This window comes from Microbacterium songi (assembly GCF_042747925.1).
Classification (GTDB): domain Bacteria; phylum Actinomycetota; class Actinomycetes; order Actinomycetales; family Microbacteriaceae; genus Microbacterium.
In genome coordinates, this window is sequence record NZ_JBHZIE010000010.1 from 274528 (window position 1) to 295239 (window position 20712).

The 20712-nt window shown below is 69.8% G+C and carries 21 protein-coding genes; 11 read left to right on the top strand and 10 right to left on the bottom strand.

The features are described from left to right. Positions 1 to 143 precede the first annotated feature (143 nt). From ACFM35_RS12360 to ACFM35_RS12370, 3 genes are all read right to left on the bottom strand, one after another. Positions 144 to 1502: an 8-oxoguanine deaminase gene (locus tag ACFM35_RS12360; RefSeq protein WP_378842435.1), complete on the bottom strand. Its 1359-nt coding sequence runs from the start codon at positions 1500 to 1502 to the stop codon at positions 144 to 146. A 1-nt stretch (position 1503) separates the two neighbouring features. Beyond that, complete coding sequence (locus ACFM35_RS12365) at positions 1504 to 2295, bottom strand: nucleoside phosphorylase (protein WP_378842437.1); 792 nt, start codon at positions 2293 to 2295, stop codon at positions 1504 to 1506. 87 nt (positions 2296 to 2382) lie between these two features. Next, positions 2383 to 3516, bottom strand: a complete 1134-nt coding sequence (locus ACFM35_RS12370) for an XdhC family protein (RefSeq protein ID WP_378842439.1) — start codon at positions 3514 to 3516, stop codon at positions 2383 to 2385. Positions 3517 to 3567: 51 nt separating this feature from the next. Between ACFM35_RS12370 and ACFM35_RS12375 the strand changes: the two genes are divergently transcribed. The 3 genes from ACFM35_RS12375 (at position 3568) to ACFM35_RS12385 (ending at position 5959) form a co-directional block, all read left to right on the top strand. Beyond that, complete coding sequence (locus ACFM35_RS12375; protein ID WP_378842441.1) at positions 3568 to 4140, top strand: nucleotidyltransferase family protein; 573 nt, start codon at positions 3568 to 3570, stop codon at positions 4138 to 4140. Positions 4141 to 4213: 73 nt separating this feature from the next. Continuing rightward, entirely contained in the window at positions 4214 to 4807 is a 594-nt protein-coding gene (locus ACFM35_RS12380; protein WP_378842442.1) for a TetR/AcrR family transcriptional regulator, read from the top strand. A 108-nt stretch (positions 4808 to 4915) separates the two neighbouring features. Beyond that, positions 4916 to 5959 carry a medium chain dehydrogenase/reductase family protein gene (locus ACFM35_RS12385; RefSeq protein ID WP_378842444.1) on the top strand — a complete coding sequence of 348 codons (1044 nt, stop codon included), beginning with the start codon at positions 4916 to 4918 and terminating at the stop codon, positions 5957 to 5959. A 13-nt stretch (positions 5960 to 5972) separates the two neighbouring features. On the opposite strand, the gene ACFM35_RS12390 is transcribed toward ACFM35_RS12385, so the two are convergent. From ACFM35_RS12390 to purS, 3 genes are read right to left on the bottom strand one after another with little or no spacing between them, the layout of a single operon-like run. Next, positions 5973 to 6902, bottom strand: a complete 930-nt coding sequence (locus ACFM35_RS12390; RefSeq protein WP_378842446.1) for a 2-hydroxyacid dehydrogenase — start codon at positions 6900 to 6902, stop codon at positions 5973 to 5975. 47 nt (positions 6903 to 6949) lie between these two features. Then, positions 6950 to 7657 carry a phosphoribosylformylglycinamidine synthase subunit PurQ gene (gene purQ / locus ACFM35_RS12395; protein WP_378842448.1) on the bottom strand — a complete coding sequence of 236 codons (708 nt, stop codon included), beginning with the start codon at positions 7655 to 7657 and terminating at the stop codon, positions 6950 to 6952. Continuing rightward, positions 7654 to 7902, bottom strand: coding sequence for a phosphoribosylformylglycinamidine synthase subunit PurS (purS, locus tag ACFM35_RS12400; protein ID WP_378842450.1), 249 nt, complete (start codon positions 7900 to 7902; stop codon positions 7654 to 7656). Before purS ends, purQ begins: the two co-directional genes overlap by 4 nt. A 311-nt stretch (positions 7903 to 8213) precedes the next feature. On the opposite strand from purS, the gene ACFM35_RS12405 reads away from it, so the two are divergent. The 6 genes from ACFM35_RS12405 (at position 8214) to ACFM35_RS12430 (ending at position 14371) form a co-directional block, all read left to right on the top strand. Beyond that, positions 8214 to 8357, top strand: a complete 144-nt coding sequence (locus tag ACFM35_RS12405) for a hypothetical protein (protein ID WP_378842452.1) — start codon at positions 8214 to 8216, stop codon at positions 8355 to 8357. Between the two features lie 3 nt (positions 8358 to 8360). Beyond that, complete coding sequence (locus tag ACFM35_RS12410; protein ID WP_378842454.1) at positions 8361 to 9644, top strand: ABC transporter substrate-binding protein; 1284 nt, start codon at positions 8361 to 8363, stop codon at positions 9642 to 9644. 155 nt (positions 9645 to 9799) lie between these two features. After that, positions 9800 to 10894 (top strand): carbohydrate ABC transporter permease, encoded by a 1095-nt coding sequence (locus tag ACFM35_RS12415; RefSeq protein WP_378842456.1) that lies wholly within the window; start codon positions 9800 to 9802, stop codon positions 10892 to 10894. Further along, a complete protein-coding gene (locus ACFM35_RS12420; RefSeq protein ID WP_378842458.1) occupies positions 10891 to 11811 on the top strand; it encodes a carbohydrate ABC transporter permease in 921 nt (306 codons plus the stop codon). The genes ACFM35_RS12415 and ACFM35_RS12420 overlap by 4 nt, the downstream gene beginning before the upstream one ends. Next, a complete protein-coding gene (locus ACFM35_RS12425; RefSeq protein WP_378842460.1) occupies positions 11808 to 13322 on the top strand; it encodes a glycoside hydrolase family 1 protein in 1515 nt (504 codons plus the stop codon). The genes ACFM35_RS12420 and ACFM35_RS12425 overlap by 4 nt, the downstream gene beginning before the upstream one ends. A 20-nt stretch (positions 13323 to 13342) precedes the next feature. Further along, complete coding sequence (locus tag ACFM35_RS12430) at positions 13343 to 14371, top strand: LacI family DNA-binding transcriptional regulator (protein WP_378842462.1); 1029 nt, start codon at positions 13343 to 13345, stop codon at positions 14369 to 14371. Between the two features lie 41 nt (positions 14372 to 14412). On the opposite strand, the gene ACFM35_RS12435 is transcribed toward ACFM35_RS12430, so the two are convergent. Genes ACFM35_RS12435 through ACFM35_RS12445 form a run of 3 tightly spaced genes read right to left on the bottom strand, consistent with a single transcriptional unit; the run spans position 14413 to position 17058 of the window. Further along, positions 14413 to 15732, bottom strand: a complete 1320-nt coding sequence (locus tag ACFM35_RS12435; RefSeq protein ID WP_378842466.1) for a uracil-xanthine permease family protein — start codon at positions 15730 to 15732, stop codon at positions 14413 to 14415. A 34-nt stretch (positions 15733 to 15766) separates the two neighbouring features. After that, positions 15767 to 16684 carry a phosphoribosylaminoimidazolesuccinocarboxamide synthase gene (locus ACFM35_RS12440; protein WP_378842468.1) on the bottom strand — a complete coding sequence of 306 codons (918 nt, stop codon included), beginning with the start codon at positions 16682 to 16684 and terminating at the stop codon, positions 15767 to 15769. Between the two features lie 23 nt (positions 16685 to 16707). Further along, on the bottom strand, positions 16708 to 17058 hold the full coding sequence (locus ACFM35_RS12445; protein WP_378842470.1) for a hypothetical protein: 351 nt from the start codon (positions 17056 to 17058) through the stop codon (positions 16708 to 16710). 105 nt (positions 17059 to 17163) lie between these two features. On the opposite strand from ACFM35_RS12445, the gene ACFM35_RS12450 reads away from it, so the two are divergent. Beyond that, positions 17164 to 17790, top strand: a complete 627-nt coding sequence (locus ACFM35_RS12450; protein ID WP_378842472.1) for a PadR family transcriptional regulator — start codon at positions 17164 to 17166, stop codon at positions 17788 to 17790. Continuing rightward, positions 17787 to 19379, top strand: a complete 1593-nt coding sequence (locus ACFM35_RS12455) for a DHA2 family efflux MFS transporter permease subunit (RefSeq protein WP_378842474.1) — start codon at positions 17787 to 17789, stop codon at positions 19377 to 19379. The genes ACFM35_RS12450 and ACFM35_RS12455 overlap by 4 nt, the downstream gene beginning before the upstream one ends. A gap of 27 nt (positions 19380 to 19406) precedes the next feature. On the opposite strand, the gene purD is transcribed toward ACFM35_RS12455, so the two are convergent. Beyond that, positions 19407 to 20678: a phosphoribosylamine--glycine ligase gene (gene purD / locus ACFM35_RS12460; protein ID WP_378842475.1), complete on the bottom strand. Its 1272-nt coding sequence runs from the start codon at positions 20676 to 20678 to the stop codon at positions 19407 to 19409. Between the last annotated feature and the right edge of the window lie 34 nt (positions 20679 to 20712).

A 20712-nucleotide genomic window follows, 5' to 3' on the forward strand; every position in this document is an offset into this window, starting at 1 on the left:
TCACGGGTGTTTCGCCGTTATGCGGCGACGGGCGTCCTCATCTTCTGCACACGTCCTCCGGCAGGGCGCCGGTGGCCCGGATTCCTGCGGCCGATCCCGCCGGGGCTATCGGCTCTGCAGAAGTTCGGGACGGACGAGCCGCGTCAGAGGCGCTCGGCGAGCTCGCGAGAGGCGGCGGCGACCTCGGCCGCGACGACCTGCTCCTCGACCGTGACGAGGGTGCCGTCCTCGACGATCGCGCGCCCGCCGACGTACAGACGGCGCAGCGGAGGCATCGCGCCGAGCCCGAGGGCGGCGACCGGGTCGAGGATGCCGGCGTGCTCGACGCCGTCGACCCGCCAGACGGCGATGTCGGCGAGTTTGCCGGGCTCGAGCGAGCCGATCTCGGCCTCGCGACCCAGGACGCGCGCACCGCCCATGGTCGCGATGCGCAGGCCCGTCCGCACCGAGAACGAGTCGGCACCGGTGCGGAGGCGACCCATGAGCACGGCTTCGCGGATCTCGATGCCGAGCTGCCCCGACTCGTTCGACGCCGACCCGTCCACGCCCAGCCCGACGGGCACCCCTGCCCTCAGCATGTCGCGCACCGGTGCGATGCCCGAGGCCAGTCGGGCGTTCGACGAGGGGCAGTGGGCGACGCCTGTGCCGGTCGCGGCGTAGCGGGCGATGGCGGTGTCATCGAGGTGCACGCAGTGCGCCATCCACACGTCCGGCCCGAGCCAGCCGAGCGACTCGAGGTACTCGGTGGGCGAGGTGCCGAAACGTTCCAGGCAGTAGGCGTCCTCCTCGACGGTCTCGGACGCATGGGTGTGCAGGCGCACCCCGAGCGACCGGGCGAGCGGCGCCGATTCGCGCAACAGGTCGGCGGTGACCGAGAACGGCGAGCACGGGGCGATCGCCACGTGCGCCATCGATCCGAACGACGGGTCGTGCCACCGCTCCACGGCTTCCTGCGACGCGGCCAACGCGGCATCCGTCGTCTCGACCGCGAAATCCGGCGGCAATCCGCCCTGGGAGGCGCCGAGGTCCATCGAGCCGCGCGTCGCGTGCAGCCGCACCCCGACCCGCGAGCCCGCCGCGACGATCGCTCCGACGATGTCGCCCGACCCCTTCGGGAAGATGTAGTGGTGGTCGCCGACGGTGGTGCACCCCGAGCGGGCGAGCACCGCCATCCCGCCTGCCGCGCCGATGCCGGTCAGGCGCGCGTCGATCTGCGACCACAGCGGGTACAGCGCCGTGAGCCAGTCGAAGAGGATCGCGTCCTGCGCGTACCCGCGGGTGAGCCATTGGTAGAGGTGGTGGTGGGTGTTGATGAGACCCGGGGTGACGAGGCATCCGGTGCCGTCCACGATGTCGGCTCCCGCCCGCAGCTCCGCGGGCGCCGGGCCGTTCCCGACGGCCGAGATCACGCCGTCCTCGAAGACCACGTGACCGGACGCATGCTCCGTCCCGGCGGCGTCGACGGTGGCGACATAGGCGTTCTCGATGATGGTCCGTGTCATGTCACAGCTCCAGCTCGACGGCGGTCTCGAGGGCGGCCTCGATGCTGCGCATCCACCCGTCCTTCAGCGCGCCGTTCTTCTCGTCGTACAGGGAGGCGCCCGCCACGAGGTTGCTCGAACAGGCGCACACCATCCCGGCGCGGAGCCCGCGGAGGCGGGCGACGACGAAGAGAGCGGATGCCTCCATCTCGACGTTCAGGATGCCCATGCGGTGCAGCTGATCGATCCACTCCGGTGTTTCGGCGTAGAACGCGTCGTCGCTCACGCTGATACCGGAGAACGCGCGGGTGCCGGCGTCCTCGGCGATGCGCGCGGAGTGGCGGGCGAGTGCCAGGGTGAGCTCGATGTCGGGGACTGCGGGGAAGCCGACGGGGACGTACGCGGAGGTGGTGCCGTCGTTGCGGTAGCTTCCCTCGCTCACGAGCAGGTCACCGGGCTCGATCCGGGGCTGGAGTCCGGCCGAGCTGCCGACACGGATGAACGACGTCACACCCACGCGGGCGAGCTCTTCGACGGCGATCGCAGTCGACGGACAGCCCATGCCGGTGGAGGTGGCGGTGATGTGGCGGCCCTTGTACCAGCCGGTCATCGTGCGATGCTCGCGGTTGTGCGCCACCTCTCGTACATCGGTGAGGAACTCGGCGACGAACGGCACGCGGAACGGGTCGCCGGGCAGCAGGGCGACGGATGAGACCTCCCCGGGGGCGACGGCGATGTGGTACTGCCGTTCACCGATGCCGACCTGGGACTTGTCGACGGGGGCAGGGGCGGGCGCGGATGCGGGTGAAGACATCGATGACCTCCGGGACGGTGCTGAGACGACGGATATCGCCGCAGTCCCCGCCCTGACCGCTGATCGACCGACGGGGGTCGCGCAGGATCATGGTGATGGGACACGCAGTGCCGTGACGCTATCAGGCAGACATTGCGCCGCTGTTACGGCCGCACCGGCCCCGGTACCCGACTCCGATCGGTGGATCGGACCCGACATCGTCCTCAACGGCACGCCCGAGCCGCCGTGTCGGGCCGCGACGATCTCCGCCAGCGCGGCGATCGCGCTCTCCTGCACGGTGGCACCGCCGAGATCGAGTCCGAGCGGGGAATGCAGGCGTTCCAACTCACCGTCGGTGAGGCCCGCGGCCCGCAGGAGTGCCGCACGTCGTGCGACGGTGCGGCGGGCGCCCATCGCGCCGACGAACGCGACGGGCAGGCGCAGCGCGACCTCGAGCGCGGGTACGTCGAGGCGTTCATCGTGGGTGAGCACGCACACCGCCGTCCTCGCGTCGACCTCGGTCGTCGCGAGGTACTCGTGGGGCAGCGCGACGACGAGCTCGGTCGCCTCCGGGAATCGATCGGGCGTCACCAGCAGCTCCCATGCGTCGCACACCGTCACCGCGAAGCCGGAGGCCGCGCCGATCCGACAGAGAGCGGCGGCGTGCTCGCCGGCTCCCAGAACGATGAGCCTCGGGCGTGGAGCGCGCGAGAGGGCGAGGATCGCGGCATCCGGAGCGAACGCCAGCAGTCGGGTGTCGGCCACCGTCTCGGCGAGTGCGAGCGCGTCCGCCACCTCGAGGTCGCCGCTCTCGCGGAGTGACCGGGGTGTGCAGAGCAGGCCCGCCGAGGGGCCCCGGGTGATCAGCCCGACGGTCGTCGGACGCCCGGCGGACGCCCGTTCGAGCAGGGCGACCACTTCGTCATCGTCCGGTGCGACCACCCACGCGACCACATCGACGGCGCCGCCGCAGGCGAGGCCCGCGGCGTGCGCCGTCTCGTCGGAGAAGCCGAAACTCGCCGTCTGCGCCCGACCGGACCGCAGTGCCTGCACGGCCAGGGCGACGGCATCGCCTTCGACGCAGCCGCCCGATATCGCCCCGATCACCTCGCGCGTCTCGGTCACGGCCATCGACGAGCCCACGCCGCGCGGGGCGCTGCGGGCGACGCGGGTCACCGTCACGATGGCGACGCGTTCCCCGGCCCGCAGTCGCGGCAGGATCGCCTCGGCCAGTTCGAGCATGGTGACAACGCTAATGCGCTCGTGTTACCCGGGCGCTACGCTGACGTGACCATGGCGCCCCCTCGCATCCGCGGACTCGTGCTCGCCGCGGGGGCCGGCGTCAGATTCGGCGGGCCGAAGGCGCTCGCCTGCTCCGACAGCGGGAGTTCCTGGCTGGAGATCGCGACCCGGATGCTGCGATCCGGCGGCTGCGCGGACGTCCTCATCGCTCTCGGCGCCGGTGCCGACGAGGCGCGGTCCCTCGTCCCGTCGGACGCGTCGATCCTGATCGTGGAGGACTGGGCCGAGGGGCTGGGCGCGACGCTGCGCGCGGGCTTGGTCAAGGCAGCACGCGGCGTGGACGCCGTGGTGGTCACCCCGGTCGACACCCCCGACGCCCCGCCGCGCGCGGTGTCCCGTGTGATCGCAGCGGCAGCGGAGGAGGGCCGCGTGCGGGTCGGCCTGGTGCAGGCCGTCTATGGGGGGCGGCCGGGGCATCCGGTGCTGATCGGCGCGGATCGGGTGCCCGAGCTCATCGGCGAGCTGCACGGCGATCGCGGTGCCCGCGCGGCGATGAGCGCACGCGGGGTCGTCGAGGTGGAGTGCGCCGATCTCTGGTCGGGCGCAGACGTCGACCACCGCTGACGGAACGTCGTTCGCGGTGGGTGATCTGCAGCGCGCCTTGACATCGGTGAATAGTTACTGTTCACTCAGTCACATGAGTGCATCACCCACCGTGGCCGGCCGGAGCAGGCGGTCGAGCGTCCGCTCCACGGCGGACGAGCAGCGCGTGCGCATCATCGCCTGCGCGGTGGACACGTTCGCACGCGCCGGCTATCGGGCCACACCGGTCGCCGATGTCGCTGACGCCGCGAAGGTGTCCACGGCCTACGTGTTCCGGCTGTTCGACGGGAAGCTCGGGCTTTTCGTAGCCGCCGTCGACGACTGCTACGACCGTGTAACGGCGGCGCTGATCGCCGGGGCGGAGGCCGTCGAAGATCCCGGCGCGCATGCAGCGGCCAGGCTCGACGCGATGTCGGACGCCTACGTGGCGCTCATCCGCGATCAGAGCCTCATCGCGCTCCAGGTGCACGCCCAGAGCGCGTGCGACGTGCCCGAGATCCGCGACGCCGTCCGTCGGGGGATCGGTCGCATCGTCACCGCGGTGACGCGCGAGACCGGGGCGGATGCGGCATCCGTCCAGCGGTTCCTCGCCTACGGCCAGCTGTGCCACCTCATCGTCCAGGCGGGGATCGGCGATGTCGACGCCGCCTGGGCACGGATCGTCGACAACGGTATCGATCACCTCTGAGCCGACACCGAGCCCTCCCCGGATCCACCTCGAGCCCGCGCCCATCGCGGGATTCTTTTTCCCCAACGAAGTGACTGTTCAGTCACTCACAAATGAACGGAGCATCTCATGAACACACCAGCACCCGCCCGCGAGACCGTGCGCGTCGTCCTCCCCGGGGTCGTCGCGCCGTCGGGGCTCGAAGTGACGACCGCACCGATACCCGCGCCCGGCGCCGGGCAGCTTCTCGTCGAGCTCGAGGCGACGGGTATCTCCTTCGCCGAGCAGATGATGCGGCGCGGCCGCTACTACGGGCAGCCGGCCTTCCCGTTCACACCGGGGTACGACCTCGTGGGGCGCGTGGTCGACGTCGGCCCGGGAGCGGACGAAGCGATGCGGGGACGACGGGTGGCCACGATGACCAAGACCGGTGCATGGGCGGGTCATGTCGTGGTCGAGGGCCGCGACAGCGTTCTCGTCCCGGAGGGGATCGCGCCCGAGGACGCCGAGACCGTCGTGGTGAACGGGGTGACCGCGTGGCAGATGCTGCACCGGATCGCGCACGTGCGACCCGGGCAGACGATCCTCGTGTTCGGAGCGAACGGCGGTGTCGGCGGCATCCTCATCCAGCTCGCGCACCACCACGGTGTGCGCATCATCGGCGCGGCCTCGCCTCGTCATCACGACGCGCTGCGCGCCGGCGGGGTGATCCCGGTCGACTACGCCGATCCCCGGCTCGCCGATCGTGTGCGCGAGATCGCGCCCGGCGGAGTGGACGCGGTCTTCGACAACATCGGCGGCGACATGACGCGCACCGCCTGGAAGCTGCTGGCGCCGGGTGGAGTCCTCGTGACCTACTCGATCATCAGTGCACTGAGCGACGGCGGCGCCATGTGGGTCCCGTTCACGAAGGCGATCGGGCAGGCCCTGTGGTGGAGCGTGCTCCCCAACGGCAGGAAGGCGACGTTCTACAACCTGTGGGCGGGTCACCGGACGCGTCCGGCGCGATTCCGCCGGCACCTCGAGGAGGACCTCGGACAAGTGTTCGCACTGCTGCGTGACGGCGTCCTCACCGCGAACATCGCCGCCCGCTACCCGCTGAGCGAGATCGTCGCCGCGATGGAGCTCGCCGAGTCGAGGACGCTGAACGGAAAGGTGATCCTGGTGCCGTGAGCCGGCCGGCGCCTCAGTGGCGCTTGTCGATGACGATGTTCAACGGGGGCTCGCCCGCGACCAGCCGCTCGATCTGGGTGCGGACCAGCTTCGCGATGCGCGGACGCATCGCGCTGGTGGCGCCGCCGACGTGGGGAGCGATGAGCACACCGGGAAGCGCCCACAGCGGGTGGTCCTCGGGGAGCGGTTCGGGGTCCGTGACATCGAGTGCGGCGCGGATGCGACCCCGGCGAACGTGATCGACGAGGGCGTCCGTGTCGATGAGGGGTCCGCGCCCGACGTTCACCACGAGTGCGCCGTCGGGAAGCGCCGCGAGCGCAGCGTCATCGATGATGTGGCGCGTCTCTTCGCCGCCCGGCAGGCTGGCGATGACGACGTCGGTCGCGCCGAGCAGCGCGGGCAGCTCATCGATCGCGTGCACGGCGACCCCGTGCTCGACCCGCGCCCGACTCGCGACCGCGGTGATCTTCACCTCGAAGCCGGCCAGACGTGCCGCGATCGCTTTTCCGACACCGCCGTAGCCGAGCAGCAGCACCCGCCGGTCGGCAAGACTGTCGGCGAAGTCCTGTGCCCAGCGGTGCTCGTCCTGGGCGCGGACGTAGGCGGGAAGATGGCGCTGCGCCGCCAGGGCGAGCGCGACGGCGAGTTCCGCCGTCGAGGTCTCGTGGACGCTCGTCGCGTTCGCGAAGGCGAGGCCGTCGGGCAGCAGGTCGGCGATGCCCTCGTAGCCGATGGACTGACCCTGCACGAACCCGACCTCGACGCCCTCGAGCAGCGGGAAGACCTTGCCCATGCTCATGTAGGGCGGCACGACGATGTCGATGCGGTCGCGCGGGGCCGCAGCATCCATCGACCAGACCACGACGTCGACGTCCGCAGCGATCGGCTGCAGGTCGTCGGCGAGTTCGGCGGTGGGCACGGTCACGACGTAGCGGGAGGTCACCCGTTCACGCTACCCGCAGGCGGAGGGGTTCCCTCGCCCGGGATCGGTCAGGCGGCGGAGGAGACGAGCGACGCGATCGCAGACGTGAAGAACGCGATCCCGTCGGTGCCCGAGCGCATGGCCGCGGTCGTGTCGGGACCGAAACCCTCTTCCACCGCATGCTCGGGGTGCGGCATGAGACCGACCACGTTGCCGCGCTCGTTCGTGAGTCCGGCGATGTCGTCCAGCGAACCGTTCGGATTGACGCCCAGGTAGCGGAAGGCGACGAGACCCTCGCCGTTGATGCGCTCGAGGGTCGCGGCATCCGCGATGTATCCGCCGTCGGCGTTCTTGAGGGGGATGACGATCTCCTGCCCCTCCTCGAAATGCGACGTCCAGGCCGTCGACGCGTTCTCGACGCGCAGGCGCTGGTCGCGACGGATGAACTGCTGCGAGGCGTTGCGGATGAGTCCGCCGGGCAGGAGGTGAGCCTCGACGAGCATCTGGAAGCCGTTGCAGATGCCGAGCACGGGCATGCCCGCGTCGGCGGCGGTCCGAACCTCGTTCATGATGGGCGCGAGAGCGGCGATCGCCCCGGCGCGCAGGTAGTCGCCGTAGCTGAAGCCCCCGGGCAGCACGAGAGCGTCGACGCCTTCGAGGTCGTGGGAGCCGTGCCAGAGCGCCACCGGTTCGCCGCCGGCCACGCGGATCGCCCGTTGCGCATCACGGTCGTCGAGCGAGCCGGGGAAGGTGATGACACCGACGCGTGCGGTCACGCCACGACCTCGACGCCGACCACGTCTTCGATCACGGCGTTCGAGAGGATCTCGTCAGCGATCTCCCGCGCCTTGGCGAGCACGTCTTCGCCGACCTCGCCCTCGACGGTGAGCTCGAAGCGCTTCCCGATGCGGACGCTGGTGAACTCCTCGATCCCGAGCCGTGCGAGAGCGCCGGCGACGGCCTTCCCCTGCGGGTCCAGAAGCTCGGCCTTGGGCATGACGTCGACGACGATGGTGGGCATTGAGCAGCTCCGGATGTCGCGGGCAGGGGTCCACCCCAGTCTACGGCTCCGCCTCCGCGGCTGCCGAGCACCCGGCGCGTGGCCGGCCTGCCCGTCTCGCGCGGCGGCCCGGGTTCGTGGCGCAGGTCCCACCGGGGGACGGGACCACCGTGACCGGATCGTTATCACGTCATGGGAGCGCTCTCTTGACGACGTGGGAGCGCTCCCGTAACGTTCTGACCGTTCGGTGAGAGCGCTCCCACGGAATCCGGACCGACAAGAGACGTCGGCCTGACGGAGGGGGAGCGGGCTCGTTCACTTTCGACCCTTCCGTGCGGGCGCAGGCCCGGGACGGGCCCGATCCGCACCCGTACGACCACACCCGCACGACCGAAGAGCAGCACCACGGCACGACCCACCACCGCAAGACCACCAGCACCACCCACACCAGCACCACCCACACCACAAAGGAGTGACACGTGAATTCACGCGCACTGCGGCGTACCGCGATCATCACGGCCGCCGCGTCCATCTCCGCCCTCGTCCTGGCGGGCTGTTCCACGGGCGGTGGCGGCGCTGCCGCCAGCGCCGACCCGAACGAGAAGGTCACCCTCACGGTGGCCACGTTCAACGACTTCGGGTACACCGACGAGCTGTTCCAGGAGTACATGGACTCGCACCCGAACGTGACGATCGTCCACAACAAGGCCGCGACGTCCAACGACGCCCGCGCCAACTACTTCCAGAAGCTCGGCAAGACCGGCCTCGCCGACATCGAAGCCATCGAGGTCGACTGGCTGCCCGAGGTCATGCAGTACTCCGACCTGCTGGCACCGGTGCCCGCCGATCTCAAGGACCGCTGGCTCGACTGGAAGACGGCCGCCGCCACCGACCCCGCCGGCAACCTGATCGGCTACGGCACCGACATCGGACCCGAGGGCGTCTGCTACCGGTCCGACCTCTTCGCCGCAGCCGGGCTGCCGACCGACCGCGAGTCGGTCGCCGCTCTGCTCGAGGGTGACTGGTCGAAGTACTTCGAGGTCGGCGCCCAGTACACCGCCGCCACCGGCAAGGCGTTCTTCGACTCCGCCGGCGGCACCTACCAGGGCATGATCAACCAGGTCGACGCGGCCTACGAAGACCCGGACTCCGGCGACATCACGGCGACCACCAACCCCGACGTCAAGGACATCTACACCCAGGTGCTCGACGCCAGCAAGACGCAGTCCGCGCACCTCGCACAGTGGTCGGACGACTGGAACGCGGGCCTGGCGAACGGCGCCTTCGCCACGATGCTCTGCCCCGGCTGGATGCTCGGAGTCATCTCGGGCAACGCCAAGGACGTCACCACGTGGGACATCGCCAACGTGTTCCCCGGCGGCGGCGGCAACTGGGGCGGTTCGTACCTGACCGTCCCGGGCAACGGCGCGCACGTCGCGGCGGCTCAGGAGCTGGCCGACTGGCTGACCGCTCCCGAGCAGCAGATCAAGGCGTTCTCCTCGGCGGGCACCTTCCCCAGCCAGAATGACGCCCTCACCGACTCGACGCTGCTCGACGCGACGAACGAGTTCTTCAACAACGCCCCGGTCGGCCAGATCCTCACGGACCGCGCCAACGCCGTGACGGTGTCGCCGTTCAAGGGCGAGTTCTACTTCCAGATCAACGACGCGATGCAGAAGGCCCTGACGCGCGTCGAAGACGGAACGCAGGACGCGACCACCTCTTGGGACCAGTGGTCCTCTGAGGTCGACGCCCTCAAGTAGCAGGTGCGGATGCCGCGGCCACCCTCGTGGCCGCGGCATCCCCCAGGGCGTCTCGCTTCGCTCGCTCGACGACCGGCATCCCCGGTCCCACCTCGCTCGCCCGACGATCGGGCGTGCTGACCCCACCGACCCAGAGCAGTGAAACGAGGAGAGTCGTGACCACGACGATCAGGACCCCCCAGAGCCCGCGCACGACGCGGGCCGCGGCATCCGATGAGGATCGCCCGCCCCGCGAGCCCAAGCGCATCGGGTTCGGCTCGAGGATGAGCGCGTGGGACCTCAAGGTCGCCCCGTACCTCTACGTCTCGCCGTTCTTCCTCCTCTTCATCGTCACCGGCCTGTTCCCGATCGCGTACACCGCGGTGATCTCGTTCATGGACTGGGATCTCATCCGCGGCACGGGCACGTTCATCGGTTTCGACCAGTACGCGTACGTGCTGAACAACCCCAAGTTCTGGATCGCCCTGCGCAACACGTTCAGCATCTTCCTGCTGTCCACGGTTCCGCAGCTGCTGCTGGCCGTCTTCATCGCGGCCATGCTCGACCAGAACATCCGCGCCAAGACCTTCTGGCGCATGGGAGTCCTCCTCCCCTACGTGATGGCCCCCGTCGCCGTCGCCCTCATCTTCAGCAACATGTTCGGCGACCGCTACGGAATCATCAACACCTACCTCGGCTACATCGGCATCCCGGCCGTCCCCTGGCACTCGAACGCCTTCGCCAGCCACATCGCGATCGCCACGATGGTCAACTTCCGCTGGACGGGCTACAACACGCTCATCCTGCTGGCGGCCATGCAGGCGATCCCGCGCGACTACTACGAGGCTGCGGCGATCGACGGCGCGAACAAGTTCCGGCAGTTCCTGTCGATCACAGTCCCGAGCCTGCGTCCCACCCTGATCTTCGTCATCATCACCTCGACGATCGGCGGCCTGCAGATCTTCGACGAACCGCGCATGTACGACCAGACCGGCACGGGCGGCGCCAACTCGCAGTGGCTCACGATCACCCTGTGGCTCTACGACATCGGCTGGGGCGAGTGGAACTTCGGTCGCGCCGCGGCCCTCGCGTGGATCCTCTTCCTCATCATCATCGCGATCGGGTTGATCAACCTGCTCGTCACACGAGGACTGGTGCGCGACGACGGCGCACGCGGAGCCGTCTCGCGCCGTGATCAGCGCGCCGCCGCCCGCGCCGCCCGACGCCGCGTCCAAGCCGAATCACAGCAGCGAGAGAAGGGCCAGCGATGAGCGCCGTCGACAACGCACCGATCGTCATCCGAGACCGGGCGATCACGGAGCCCGCCCCACGCGGAGGTCGGCGCGCGAAGGCGCGACCCGTCCGGGGCTCGCGACCGGGGTGGTTCGTCTACGCCTGCCTGGGAGTGGTGCTCGCCGCCGCCCTCTTCCCGTTCTACTGGTCGTTCCTCATCGGCTCGGGCGACGCGTACACGATTCGCGACCCCAATATGTCGTGGCTGCCCGGTGGCAACTTCATCGAGAACGCCGCGAGAGTCATGAACGACCCGGCGGTGAACTTCTGGCAGGCGCTGTGGAACTCGATCTACAGCTCCGCCCTGATCGCCATCTCCGTGGTGTTCTTCTCCACACTCGCCGGGTGGGCGTTCGCCAAGCTGCGGTTCAAGGGCAGCAAGTGGATGCTGGTGTTCGTGGTCGCCACGATGGCCGTGCCCATGCAGCTCGGCGTCGTGCCGCTCTACATCCTGTTCAGCAACATCGGCTGGACCGGCCAGATCGGCGCGATCATCATCCCCGCCCTCACGAGCGCGTTCGGCGTCTTCTGGATGACGCAGTACATGCAGCAGGCTGTTCCCGACGAGCTGATCGAGGCAGCCCGGGTGGACGGGGCGAGCTCGTTCCGCACGTTCTGGACCATCGGTGTCACGGCCGCGCGGCCCGCGGCCGCCATGCTCGGCCTCTTCACCTTCGTCACCGCGTGGAACAACTTCTTCTGGCCGTTCATCGTGCTCGACCGGCAGAATCCGACCCTCCCGGTCGCTCTGTCGCTGCTGCAGTCGAACTACTTCGTGGACTATTCGATCGTGCTGGCCGGCGTGCTGCTGGCCACGATCCCGCTCCTGCTGCTGTTCGTCTTCGTGGGCAAGCAACTTGTGAGCGGTATCATGGCGGGCGCTGTGAAGGGATGACCATCACCTCGCCTTCGACCCGCAGCTTTTCCGAAAGGACCACCCCCGCCGTGGCATCCGCACCCCGAGAATTCCCGAACTCGTTCCTCTTCGGCGCGGCCACGGCCGCGTATCAGATCGAGGGCGCCGCGCACGAGGGCGGCCGCCGCGACTCGATCTGGGACGCGTTCAGCCGCGTACCGGGAGCGGTCATCAACGCCGACAACGGCGACGTCGCGTGCGACCACTACCACCGCTACGGCGATGATGTGGCGCTGATGAAGAGCATGGGCCTGCAGACGTACCGCTTCTCGACGTCGTGGTCGCGCGTGCGTCCCGACGGCGGGCCGGTCAACCCCGCAGGCGTGGACTTCTACAAGCGTCTCGTCGACGAACTGCTCGACGCCGACATCCTCCCGTGGCTGACGCTCTACCACTGGGACCTTCCGCAGGCCCTCGAGGAGCGCGGCGGCTGGACCGTGCGCGAGACGGCGGACCGCTTCACCGAGTACGCGCTCGACATGCACGACGCCCTGGGCGACCGTGTGAAGGTCTGGACGACGCTCAACGAGCCGTGGTGCTCGTCGTTCCTCTCCTACACCGCGGGGCTGCACGCACCCGGTCACTACAGCGAGGTCGAAGGGATGCTCGCGTCGCACCACCTCCTGCTCGGTCACGGGCAGGCGGTGCGAGAACTGCGCGCCCGCGACAGCTCGCTCGAGCTGGGCATCACCCTGAACCTCACCGTCGCCGACCCGGTCGACCCGGCGGATCCCGCCGACGTCGCCGCCGCGGCCAAGATCGACGGGCGCTTCAACAGATGGTTCCTCGGCCCCGTGTTCGACGGCGAGTACCCCGCCGATGTGCTCGACGACATCCGCCGGCTCAACCCGTCGGCCGCCGAGACCTTCGAGGCCGCGGTGCTCCCGGGCGACCTCCAGACCATCGCGACCCGCATCGACGCCCTCGGGGTGAACTACTACCACGGCGAGCTCGTCGGAGCCACGCCCGCCCCCACCGAGCCCCGCAGCGGTGACGCACCGACCGATCGCGTCGGCGGCTCTCCCTTCCCCGCCCTGGAGGACGTGTACTGGCACGACCGCGGTCTGCCGCAGACGTCGATGTTCTGGGACGTGCAACCCGAGGGTCTCACCCGTCTGCTGCGCCGGGTGTCGGAGGAGTACGCCGTGCCCGCGGGCACCTCGATCTTCGTGACCGAGAACGGCGCCGCCTACGACGACGTGCTCGTGCAGGAGGACGGCGAGCCGCGCGTCCACGACGCCGACCGCGCGGACTTCCTGCGCGTGCACCTCGGCGCGATCCTCGACGCGATCGACGCCGGCGTGGACGTCCGCGGCTACTTCTACTGGTCGCTCATGGACAACTTCGAGTGGGCGTGGGGGTACGAGAAGCGCTTCGGCATCGTCCGGGTCGACTACGACACGCAGGCGCGCACGCTCAAGGACAGCGGTCGCGCCTACCGTGACGTCATCTCCGCGCGCGCCCTCGACCTCGCCGCGACCCCGCAGTAGAGCCGCGGGACGGAAACGAGATGACGACCGACGCGGTGCGGACACCCGCCACCGGTCCGGCGACGATCGAAGAGGTCGCGGCGGCGGCGGGCGTCTCGCGGTCGACCGTGTCGCGCGTGGTGAACGGGTCGACGGCGGTCAGCCCGACCGCCCTCGATGCCGTGCGCAGGGCCATCGCCGATCTCAGCTACGTGCCCAACCGTGCTGCGCGCTCGCTCGCGAGCAGGCAGACGCACGCGATCGCGCTGATCGTGCCGGAAGACACCACCCGGTTCTTCGGAGACCCGTTCTTCGCGGCCATCGTCTCGGGCATCAACGCGCGGCTGTCACGGTCGGACTACGTGCTCAACCTCTTCATCGCCAGCGATGACGCGGGCGACAAGACGACGAGCTACGTGCGCGGCGGCAGCATCGACGGCGCGGTCATCGTCTCCCACCACACGAGCGACACCTTCATCGACCGCATCGCGCAGTCCGTGCCGGTGGTCTACGGCGGACGGCCCGTACGTGACCGCGAGGGTGCGTACTACGTCGACGTCGACAATGTGCAGGGCGGTCGGGATGCCACGGCTCATCTGATCGCGAAGGGCCACCGCCGCATCGCCATGATCTCGGGGCCCGAGACGATGCCCGCGGGCATCGACCGTCTCGAGGGCTACCGTGATGCGCTTGCGGCCGCGGGGCTCAGCCCCGTCACGGTCGAGGACGGCGAGTTCACGACGTCGGGGGGTTCCGCCGCGATGCGCCGCATCCTTGCGAGCGGCATCGAGCTGCCCGACGCGATCTTCGTGGCGAGCGACCTGATGGCCCGCGGCGTGCTGGAGGTCCTGCATGCCGCGCGCCTGAGGGTGCCCGATGACATCGCGATCATCGGCTTCGACGACTCCCCGGTGGCGACCTCCGTCACACCGGCGCTGACCACCGTCCGCCAGCCGTCGCACGAGCAGGGCGAGCAGATGGCGACGGTGCTGCTCGAACTGCTCGCCGGCGGCTCGCCGCCGCACGTCACCGAGCTCGCGACGACGCTCATCGAGCGCGATTCCTGCTGACCCGCGCCCGCACCCCGCGGATGCACGATCTGCGTGCGTCCCTAGGTCGGATCCCCGCCGAGCGGGCCGATGACCGGCAGCGGGCCGCCGTCGTCGGCGCCGGTTCGGCGCCACCGGGCGATCAGGTTGCCGAGGTGGTAGATGAGGAGGGCGGATGCTGCGCCGATGACGATCGCGCCGAGCTGGAAGTCGCCCCACTGCATCGTGAAGCCGGCGATGGCGATCACGAGCGCCACCGCCCCCGTGTACTGGTTGACCGGGCGGGAGAAATCGACGCGGTTGTCCACCCAGATCTTGATGCCGATGATGCCGATGAGTCCGTACAGGGCGGTGGTCACCCCTCCGAGGACGCCCATCGGGATGGTGTTGAACACGGCCCCGACCTTCGGCGACAGGCTCAGCAGCACCGCCGTGACGCCCGCGACCCAGTAGGCGGCCGTCGAGTAGACGCGGGTCGCGGCCATCACGCCGATGTTCTCGCCGTACGTCGTCGTCCCCGATCCGCCGAAACCACCGGCGAGGGTCGTCGCCACGCCGTCGGCGATGAGCGCGCGACCGGTCTGCGCGTTGACGGCCGTGCCGGTCATCGTCGCGACCCCCCGGACATGCCCCACGTTCTCGGCGATCAGCACGAGGACGACGGGCAGGAACATCGCGATGACGCCCCACGTGCCGGGGCTGGTGAGGTCGGCCACGTGGAACTCGGGGAGGCCCACCCACGAGGCATCCGCAACCGACGAGAAGTCGAGTTCGCCCACCATCGCGGCAAACGCGTACCCGACGATGACGCCCAGGAAGATCGAGATGCGACCGAGGAATCCTCGGAACAGCACGCTGAACAGGATGACGGCGCTCAGGGTGACGGTGCCGGTGAGCGGAGCCTCTCTGAAGTTCGACCAGGCGACCGGCGCGAGGTTGAACCCGATCAGGGCGACGATCGAGCCCGACACGACGGGCGGCATGAGCCTGTCGATCCAGCCGAGACCGGCGATCTGCACGATCACCCCGACGACCACGAGCAGCAGTCCCACCGCGACGATGCCCGCGAGGGCCGAACCCATCCCCGCGGTGGCGGTCGCCGCGGTCACCGGCGCGATGAATGCGAAGGACGAGCCGAGGTAGCTGGGCAGCTTGTTCTTCGTGATCACGAGGAACAGCAGTGTGCCGATCCCCGAGAAGAGCAGTGTGGTCGATACGGGGAAGCCGGTCAGCACCGGCACCAGAAAGGTCGCACCGAACATCGCGATGACGTGCTGCACGCCCACCGCGATCGTGGCCGGCCAGCTCAGGCGCTCGTCGGGGCCGACGACCTGGCCGGGCGCGACGGTGCGGCCGTTTCCGTGCAGGGTCCAGATGGGCATGGTGCTCCTTCGGTGGGGATGGCGCGGGCGCCGACTACGACGTGAGGCGCTCGAGGAGGGCGCGGTAGCGGTCCGCGGTCCGCTCCACGATCTCGGCCGGGAGCTCGGGCGGGGTGCCCTGTCTGTCCCAGTGCGCGGAGAGCCAGTCACGGACGATCTGCTTGTCGAAGCTCGCCATGCGCTCCTTCGCCGTCGCACCCGTGTCCCAGGCCTGGGCGTCCCAGTAGCGCGAGGAGTCGCTCGTGAGCACCTCGTCCGCGAGAGTGAGCACGCCGTCGGCATCCGACCCGAACTCGAACTTCGTGTCGGCGAGGATCAGGCCGCGCGACCGGGACAGAGCCGCTGCCCGCTCGTAGATCTCGAGCGACGTGTCGCGCAGCGCGGCAGCGGCGTCCGCCCCGACGATGTCGACGGTCTGCGCGTACGAGATGTTCTCGTCGTGCTCGCCCATCGGCGCCTTGTAGGCGGGGGTGAAGAGAGGTTCGGGCAGGCGGTCGCCGTCGGCGAGCCCGGCGGGGAGCGGGATGCCGCACACCGTGCCGCTCTGCTGGTACTCCACCCAGCCGCTGCCCGTGAGATAGCCGCGCACGACGCACTCCACCGGGTACATCTCCAGGCTCCGCACCAGCATCGCGCGGCCGACGACGCCGGCGGGGATCAGCTCGTGCACGCCGTCGGCGGTCAGCTCGTGATCGGCGACGAGATGGTTCGGGATGCCTCGCCCTCCGTCGCCGCCCGACAGCTGGTCGAACCACCACAGGCTGAGGGTGGTCAGCAGCACGCCCTTGTCGGGGATGCCCGGGGAGAGCACGACATCGAACGCGCTCACCCGGTCGCTGGCCACCACGAGCAGTCGGTCGGATGCCTCGGCGGCGCCTTCGGGGGCGTACAGGTCGCGCACCTTGCCCGAGTAGACGTGCTTCCAGCCGGGGAGGTCGAGGGGAGTGCTCACCCGCCCATTATCGCGGCCGGGCGTCACGCCCCGCGTCCGGGGGTGATCTCGTCGACGTAGGCGAAGGCCTCCGCGATGAGCGGGGCCCAGTGCTCTCTCTCGGCGCGGTCGACGAGAAGCCACTCGCGCATCTCCCGCTCGCGCATGACCATGCGCTCGGCGACCCCGGAGGCGACGATCTCATCGGCGCGCGCCGCGGGAACCTTGACCACGAGCGAGCTGAGGTACCCCACGAACGCGAAGATCTTGCCGCGGACGCGCAGCCCCTCGCTGCCGAACATCGGACCGATGTCGACGTCGGGACGCGTGAGGTACTCGGCCGCGATCGGGTCGAAGATCGCGTGGGCGCGAGCAGACCCCTCTTCGTCCTTCATGCGGCCACGGTAGCCCGCGGCGTGCCTTCCGGGAAGAGTCGGGCGGGCCCTCACGCCACCGCGCAGAGTGTATAGTCCATATGGACTAGTCGATACGGAGCACTGATGGGCGTTCTGCAGGCGAAACTCACCCCCCTCGGAGTGATGGTGCTGGCGTTGCTCCGCGAAGGCGATATGCATCCCTACGAGATGATGCGTCTGATGCGGCAGCGGCACGACGACCGTCTGGTGGCTCTGACCAACGGCACGTTCTACCACACGGTCGCGCGGCTCGAGCGGCTGGATCTCCTCGAAGAGGTCGGCGTCGACCGCGACGGCAACCGCCCCGAGCGGACGACATACACGCTGACGGCTGCAGGGCACGACGTCGTCACGGAGTGGGTGCGTGCGGAACTGCCGCGCATCGACCACCCCGCGGAGTTCCGCATCGCGCTCGCCGAAGCGCACAACCTGTCACGCGAAGAGACGATCGACCTGCTCGGCGTGCGGCTCGTCTCGCTCTCGGAAGAGCACCTGCTGCACGTCGGCGGCCTCGAGAAGGCTCGCGAACGCCCGGTGCCCGAGCAGTTCCTCCTCGAGATCGAGCGGCAGGAGGCGCTCCTCGCCGCCGAGCTCGGCTGGCTCCGCGCCCTGATCTCCCGTCTCGAGCGACGGGACTTCGCCTGGGGGGAAGCCGAGCTGGTCCCCCGATCCCACCAATACCTCTCCGACCGAATGGCTGCACAGCAATGACCGAACCGACCACCCGGGCCGCAGCATCCGCCGCCCGCAAGATCACCGCCGCACCGTCGGACGCCCCCGGACGAAACCCGTGGCCAGCCCTCTGGGCGCTCGTCATCGGCTTCTTCATGATCCTCGTGGACACGACGATCGTGTCGGTGGCCAACCCTGCGATCAAAGCGGCCCTCGACCCGACCACGAACAACCTCGACAACGTCGTCTGGGTCACCAGCGCGTATCTGCTGGCCTACGCGGTGCCGCTGCTGATCACCGGGCGTCTGGGCGACCGGTTCGGCCCCAAGAACCTCTACCTGACGGGTCTGGTGGTCTTCACGCTCGCCTCGCTCGGCTGCGGGCTCTCGAACAGCCTCGGGATGCTGATCGCCATGCGCGCCGTGCAAGGACTCGGCGCCGCGCTGCTGACCCCGCAGACGATGGCGATCATCACCCGCACCTTCCCGCCCGACAAGCGCGGAGCGGCCATGGGCCTGTGGGGAGCGACCTCGGGAGTCGCCATGCTGGTGGGGCCGCTCGCCGGAGGCCTGCTCGTGGACGGCCTCGGGTGGGAGTGGATCTTCTTCATCAACCTCCCGGTCGGCGTCATCGGCTTCGTGCTCGCCTGGATCCTCGTGCCGAAGCTCGAGACGCACCCGCACCGCTTCGACGTCCTCGGCGTCGTGCTCAGCGCCGTCGCCCTGTTCCTCATCGTGTTCGGGCTGCAGGAGGGCGAGAAGTTCGACTGGGGCGTCATCTGGGGACCGATCACGGTGTGGTCGATGATCATCGCCGGTGTCGTCGTGCTGGCCCTGTTCCTCTGGCAGCAGGCGAAGACGAAGAGCGAAGCGCTGGTGCCTCTCGCCCTCTTCCGCGACCGCAACTTCAGCGTCGCCAACATCGGAATCGCGACCGTGGGGTTCACCGTGACGAGCATGTCGCTTCCGCTCATGTTCTTCATCCAGCTCGCACGCGGCCTCACGCCCACCGAGTCGGCGCTGCTGCTGGTGCCGATGGCGGTCGCGGCCGGCGTGCTCTCGCCCTTCGCGGGGAAGCTGCTCGATCGCACCGACCCGCGCTTCCTTCTCGTGCCGGGGCTCGTTGCCGCGGCGGCAGCGCTGGTCTGGTACTCGAGCCTCATGAACGCCGACACTCCGATCTGGATGTTCCTGTTCCCGTCGGCCCTCATGGGCATCGCGAACGCCGGCATGTGGGGACCGCTGGCCACCACGGCGACGCGCAACCTGCCGATGCACCAGGCCGGCGCGGGCGCGGGCATCTACAACACCACGCGCGTGATCGGATCGGTGCTGGGTTCGGCCGCGATCGCCACGTTCATGCAGAGCCGGCTCGAGGCGAACCTGCCTGGTTCGGCCGATTCGTCGTCGGGCTTCGGCACCGGCCAGCTGCCCGCGATGGTCGTTCCCGGATTCTCGGCGGCGATGGCGCAGTCGATCCTGCTGCCGGCGGCCGTCATCCTCGTCGGCGCGGTCGCGGTGCTGTTCCTGCGGCGCCCGAAGGCCTCGAGCACGTCGGACTGGCACGCCGCGCAGGCGACACCCGGGGCACCCGCGGCGTCCGGTGCGTCTGACGCCCGCGACGCCTGACGACGCCCCGTCGCCGGAGGGCCCGCGTCAGTTCTCGTGCACTCCGGCGGCGATGTCGCCGCGGTGCTGCGAGCCCTCGAGCTCGATCCGCTCGACCGCGCGGTACACGCGTTCCGTCGCCTCGGCGAACGTCGTCCCCAGCGCGACCACGCTGAGCACCCGGCCGCCGGTCGCGATCAAGCCCTCATCGGTGACGGCCGTCGCGGCGTGGGCGATGTGCACGCCGGAGACGGATGCCGCGGCATCCAGTCCCTCGATGGGCCTGCCGGTCACGGGCGCCTCCGGGTACCCCTCGCTCGCGACGACCACCGTCACGGCGACCGCCTCAGCGAACGCGGGGGTCGCGTGGTCCTCGAGGGTTCCGGATGCCGCGGCCAGCAGCAGCTCCGACAGGGGGTCGAGCAGCCGAGGCAGCACGACCTGCGTCTCGGGGTCGCCGAAGCGCGCGTTGAATTCGATCACCTTGACGCCGGAGTCGGTGAGGATGAGTCCGGCGTACAGCAGGCCGATGAAGGGTGTCCCTTCGGCGTCCATCGCGCGCACGATGGGTTCCGCCACGTCGCGCGTGACGAGCTCCACGAACGCCGCTTCACCGCCGAACGTCTCGGTCAGCCACGGCAGCGGCGAGTACGCGCCCATGCCGCCGGTGTTCGGACCCGCGTCGCCGTCGCGGAGGCGCTTGTAGTCCTGCGCCGGGCTGAGGGGGAGGACATGGTCTCCGTCGCTCAGGAAGAACAGCGATACCTCGGGGCCCGACAGGAACTCCTCGACGAGCACCGGGCCGGTGGGGAGGTGGAGGTCGGCGTGGGCGAGTGCCGCCTCCCGGCTCCCCGTGACGATCACGCCTTTGCCCGCGGCGAGCCCGTCGGCCTTGACGACGTGCGGTGCGCCGAGCGCATCGAGCGCCGACTCCACCTCGGCACGCGTCCGCGCGCGGACGGCGCGCCCGGTCGGAACGCCGGCGGCCTCCATGATGCGCTTCGCGAACGATTTGGATCCCTCCAGCTGCGCGGCCGCCCTCCCCGGACCGAAGACGGGGATGCCGTGGGCGCGGAGCGCGTCGGCCACACCTGCGACCAGAGGCGCCTCGGGGCCGATCACGACGAGGTCGATGTCCTGGCCGTCGGCGTACTCCTTCACCGCGGCGGCGTCGCTCGGGTCGAGGGCGACCAGACACGCGACCTCCGCGATGCCCGCGTTCCCCGGAGCGGCGAACAGCTCGTGCGCGGCGTCCTCCGACGCCAGGGCGAGGGCGATGGCGTGCTCGCGCGCGCCCGAACCGAGGACCAGGATTCTCACCGGCCCAGCCTATCGGCGGGGGTTCCCGGGCGCA

What these genes read in the sequence shown, in the direction of transcription:
- purS (WP_378842450.1), bottom strand. Translation starts at nt 7,902, where the DNA reads ATGCCCACCATCGTCGTCGACGTCATGCCCAAGGCCGAGCTTCTGGAC.
- ACFM35_RS12365 (WP_378842437.1), bottom strand. Translation starts at nt 2,295, where the DNA reads ATGTCTTCACCCGCATCCGCGCCCGCCCCTGCCCCCGTCGACAAGTCC.
- ACFM35_RS12385 (WP_378842444.1), top strand. Translation starts at nt 4,916, where the DNA reads ATGAACACACCAGCACCCGCCCGCGAGACCGTGCGCGTCGTCCTCCCC.
- ACFM35_RS12360 (WP_378842435.1), bottom strand. Translation starts at nt 1,502, where the DNA reads ATGACACGGACCATCATCGAGAACGCCTATGTCGCCACCGTCGACGCC.
- ACFM35_RS12445 (WP_378842470.1), bottom strand. Translation starts at nt 17,058, where the DNA reads ATGAAGGACGAAGAGGGGTCTGCTCGCGCCCACGCGATCTTCGACCCG.
- ACFM35_RS12450 (WP_378842472.1), top strand. Translation starts at nt 17,164, where the DNA reads ATGGGCGTTCTGCAGGCGAAACTCACCCCCCTCGGAGTGATGGTGCTG.
- ACFM35_RS12375 (WP_378842441.1), top strand. Translation starts at nt 3,568, where the DNA reads ATGGCGCCCCCTCGCATCCGCGGACTCGTGCTCGCCGCGGGGGCCGGC.
- ACFM35_RS12435 (WP_378842466.1), bottom strand. Translation starts at nt 15,732, where the DNA reads ATGCCCATCTGGACCCTGCACGGAAACGGCCGCACCGTCGCGCCCGGC.
- ACFM35_RS12455 (WP_378842474.1), top strand. Translation starts at nt 17,787, where the DNA reads ATGACCGAACCGACCACCCGGGCCGCAGCATCCGCCGCCCGCAAGATC.
- ACFM35_RS12380 (WP_378842442.1), top strand. Translation starts at nt 4,214, where the DNA reads ATGAGTGCATCACCCACCGTGGCCGGCCGGAGCAGGCGGTCGAGCGTC.
- ACFM35_RS12425 (WP_378842460.1), top strand. Translation starts at nt 11,808, where the DNA reads ATGACCATCACCTCGCCTTCGACCCGCAGCTTTTCCGAAAGGACCACC.
- ACFM35_RS12430 (WP_378842462.1), top strand. Translation starts at nt 13,343, where the DNA reads ATGACGACCGACGCGGTGCGGACACCCGCCACCGGTCCGGCGACGATC.
- ACFM35_RS12370 (WP_378842439.1), bottom strand. Translation starts at nt 3,516, where the DNA reads ATGCTCGAACTGGCCGAGGCGATCCTGCCGCGACTGCGGGCCGGGGAA.
- ACFM35_RS12420 (WP_378842458.1), top strand. Translation starts at nt 10,891, where the DNA reads ATGAGCGCCGTCGACAACGCACCGATCGTCATCCGAGACCGGGCGATC.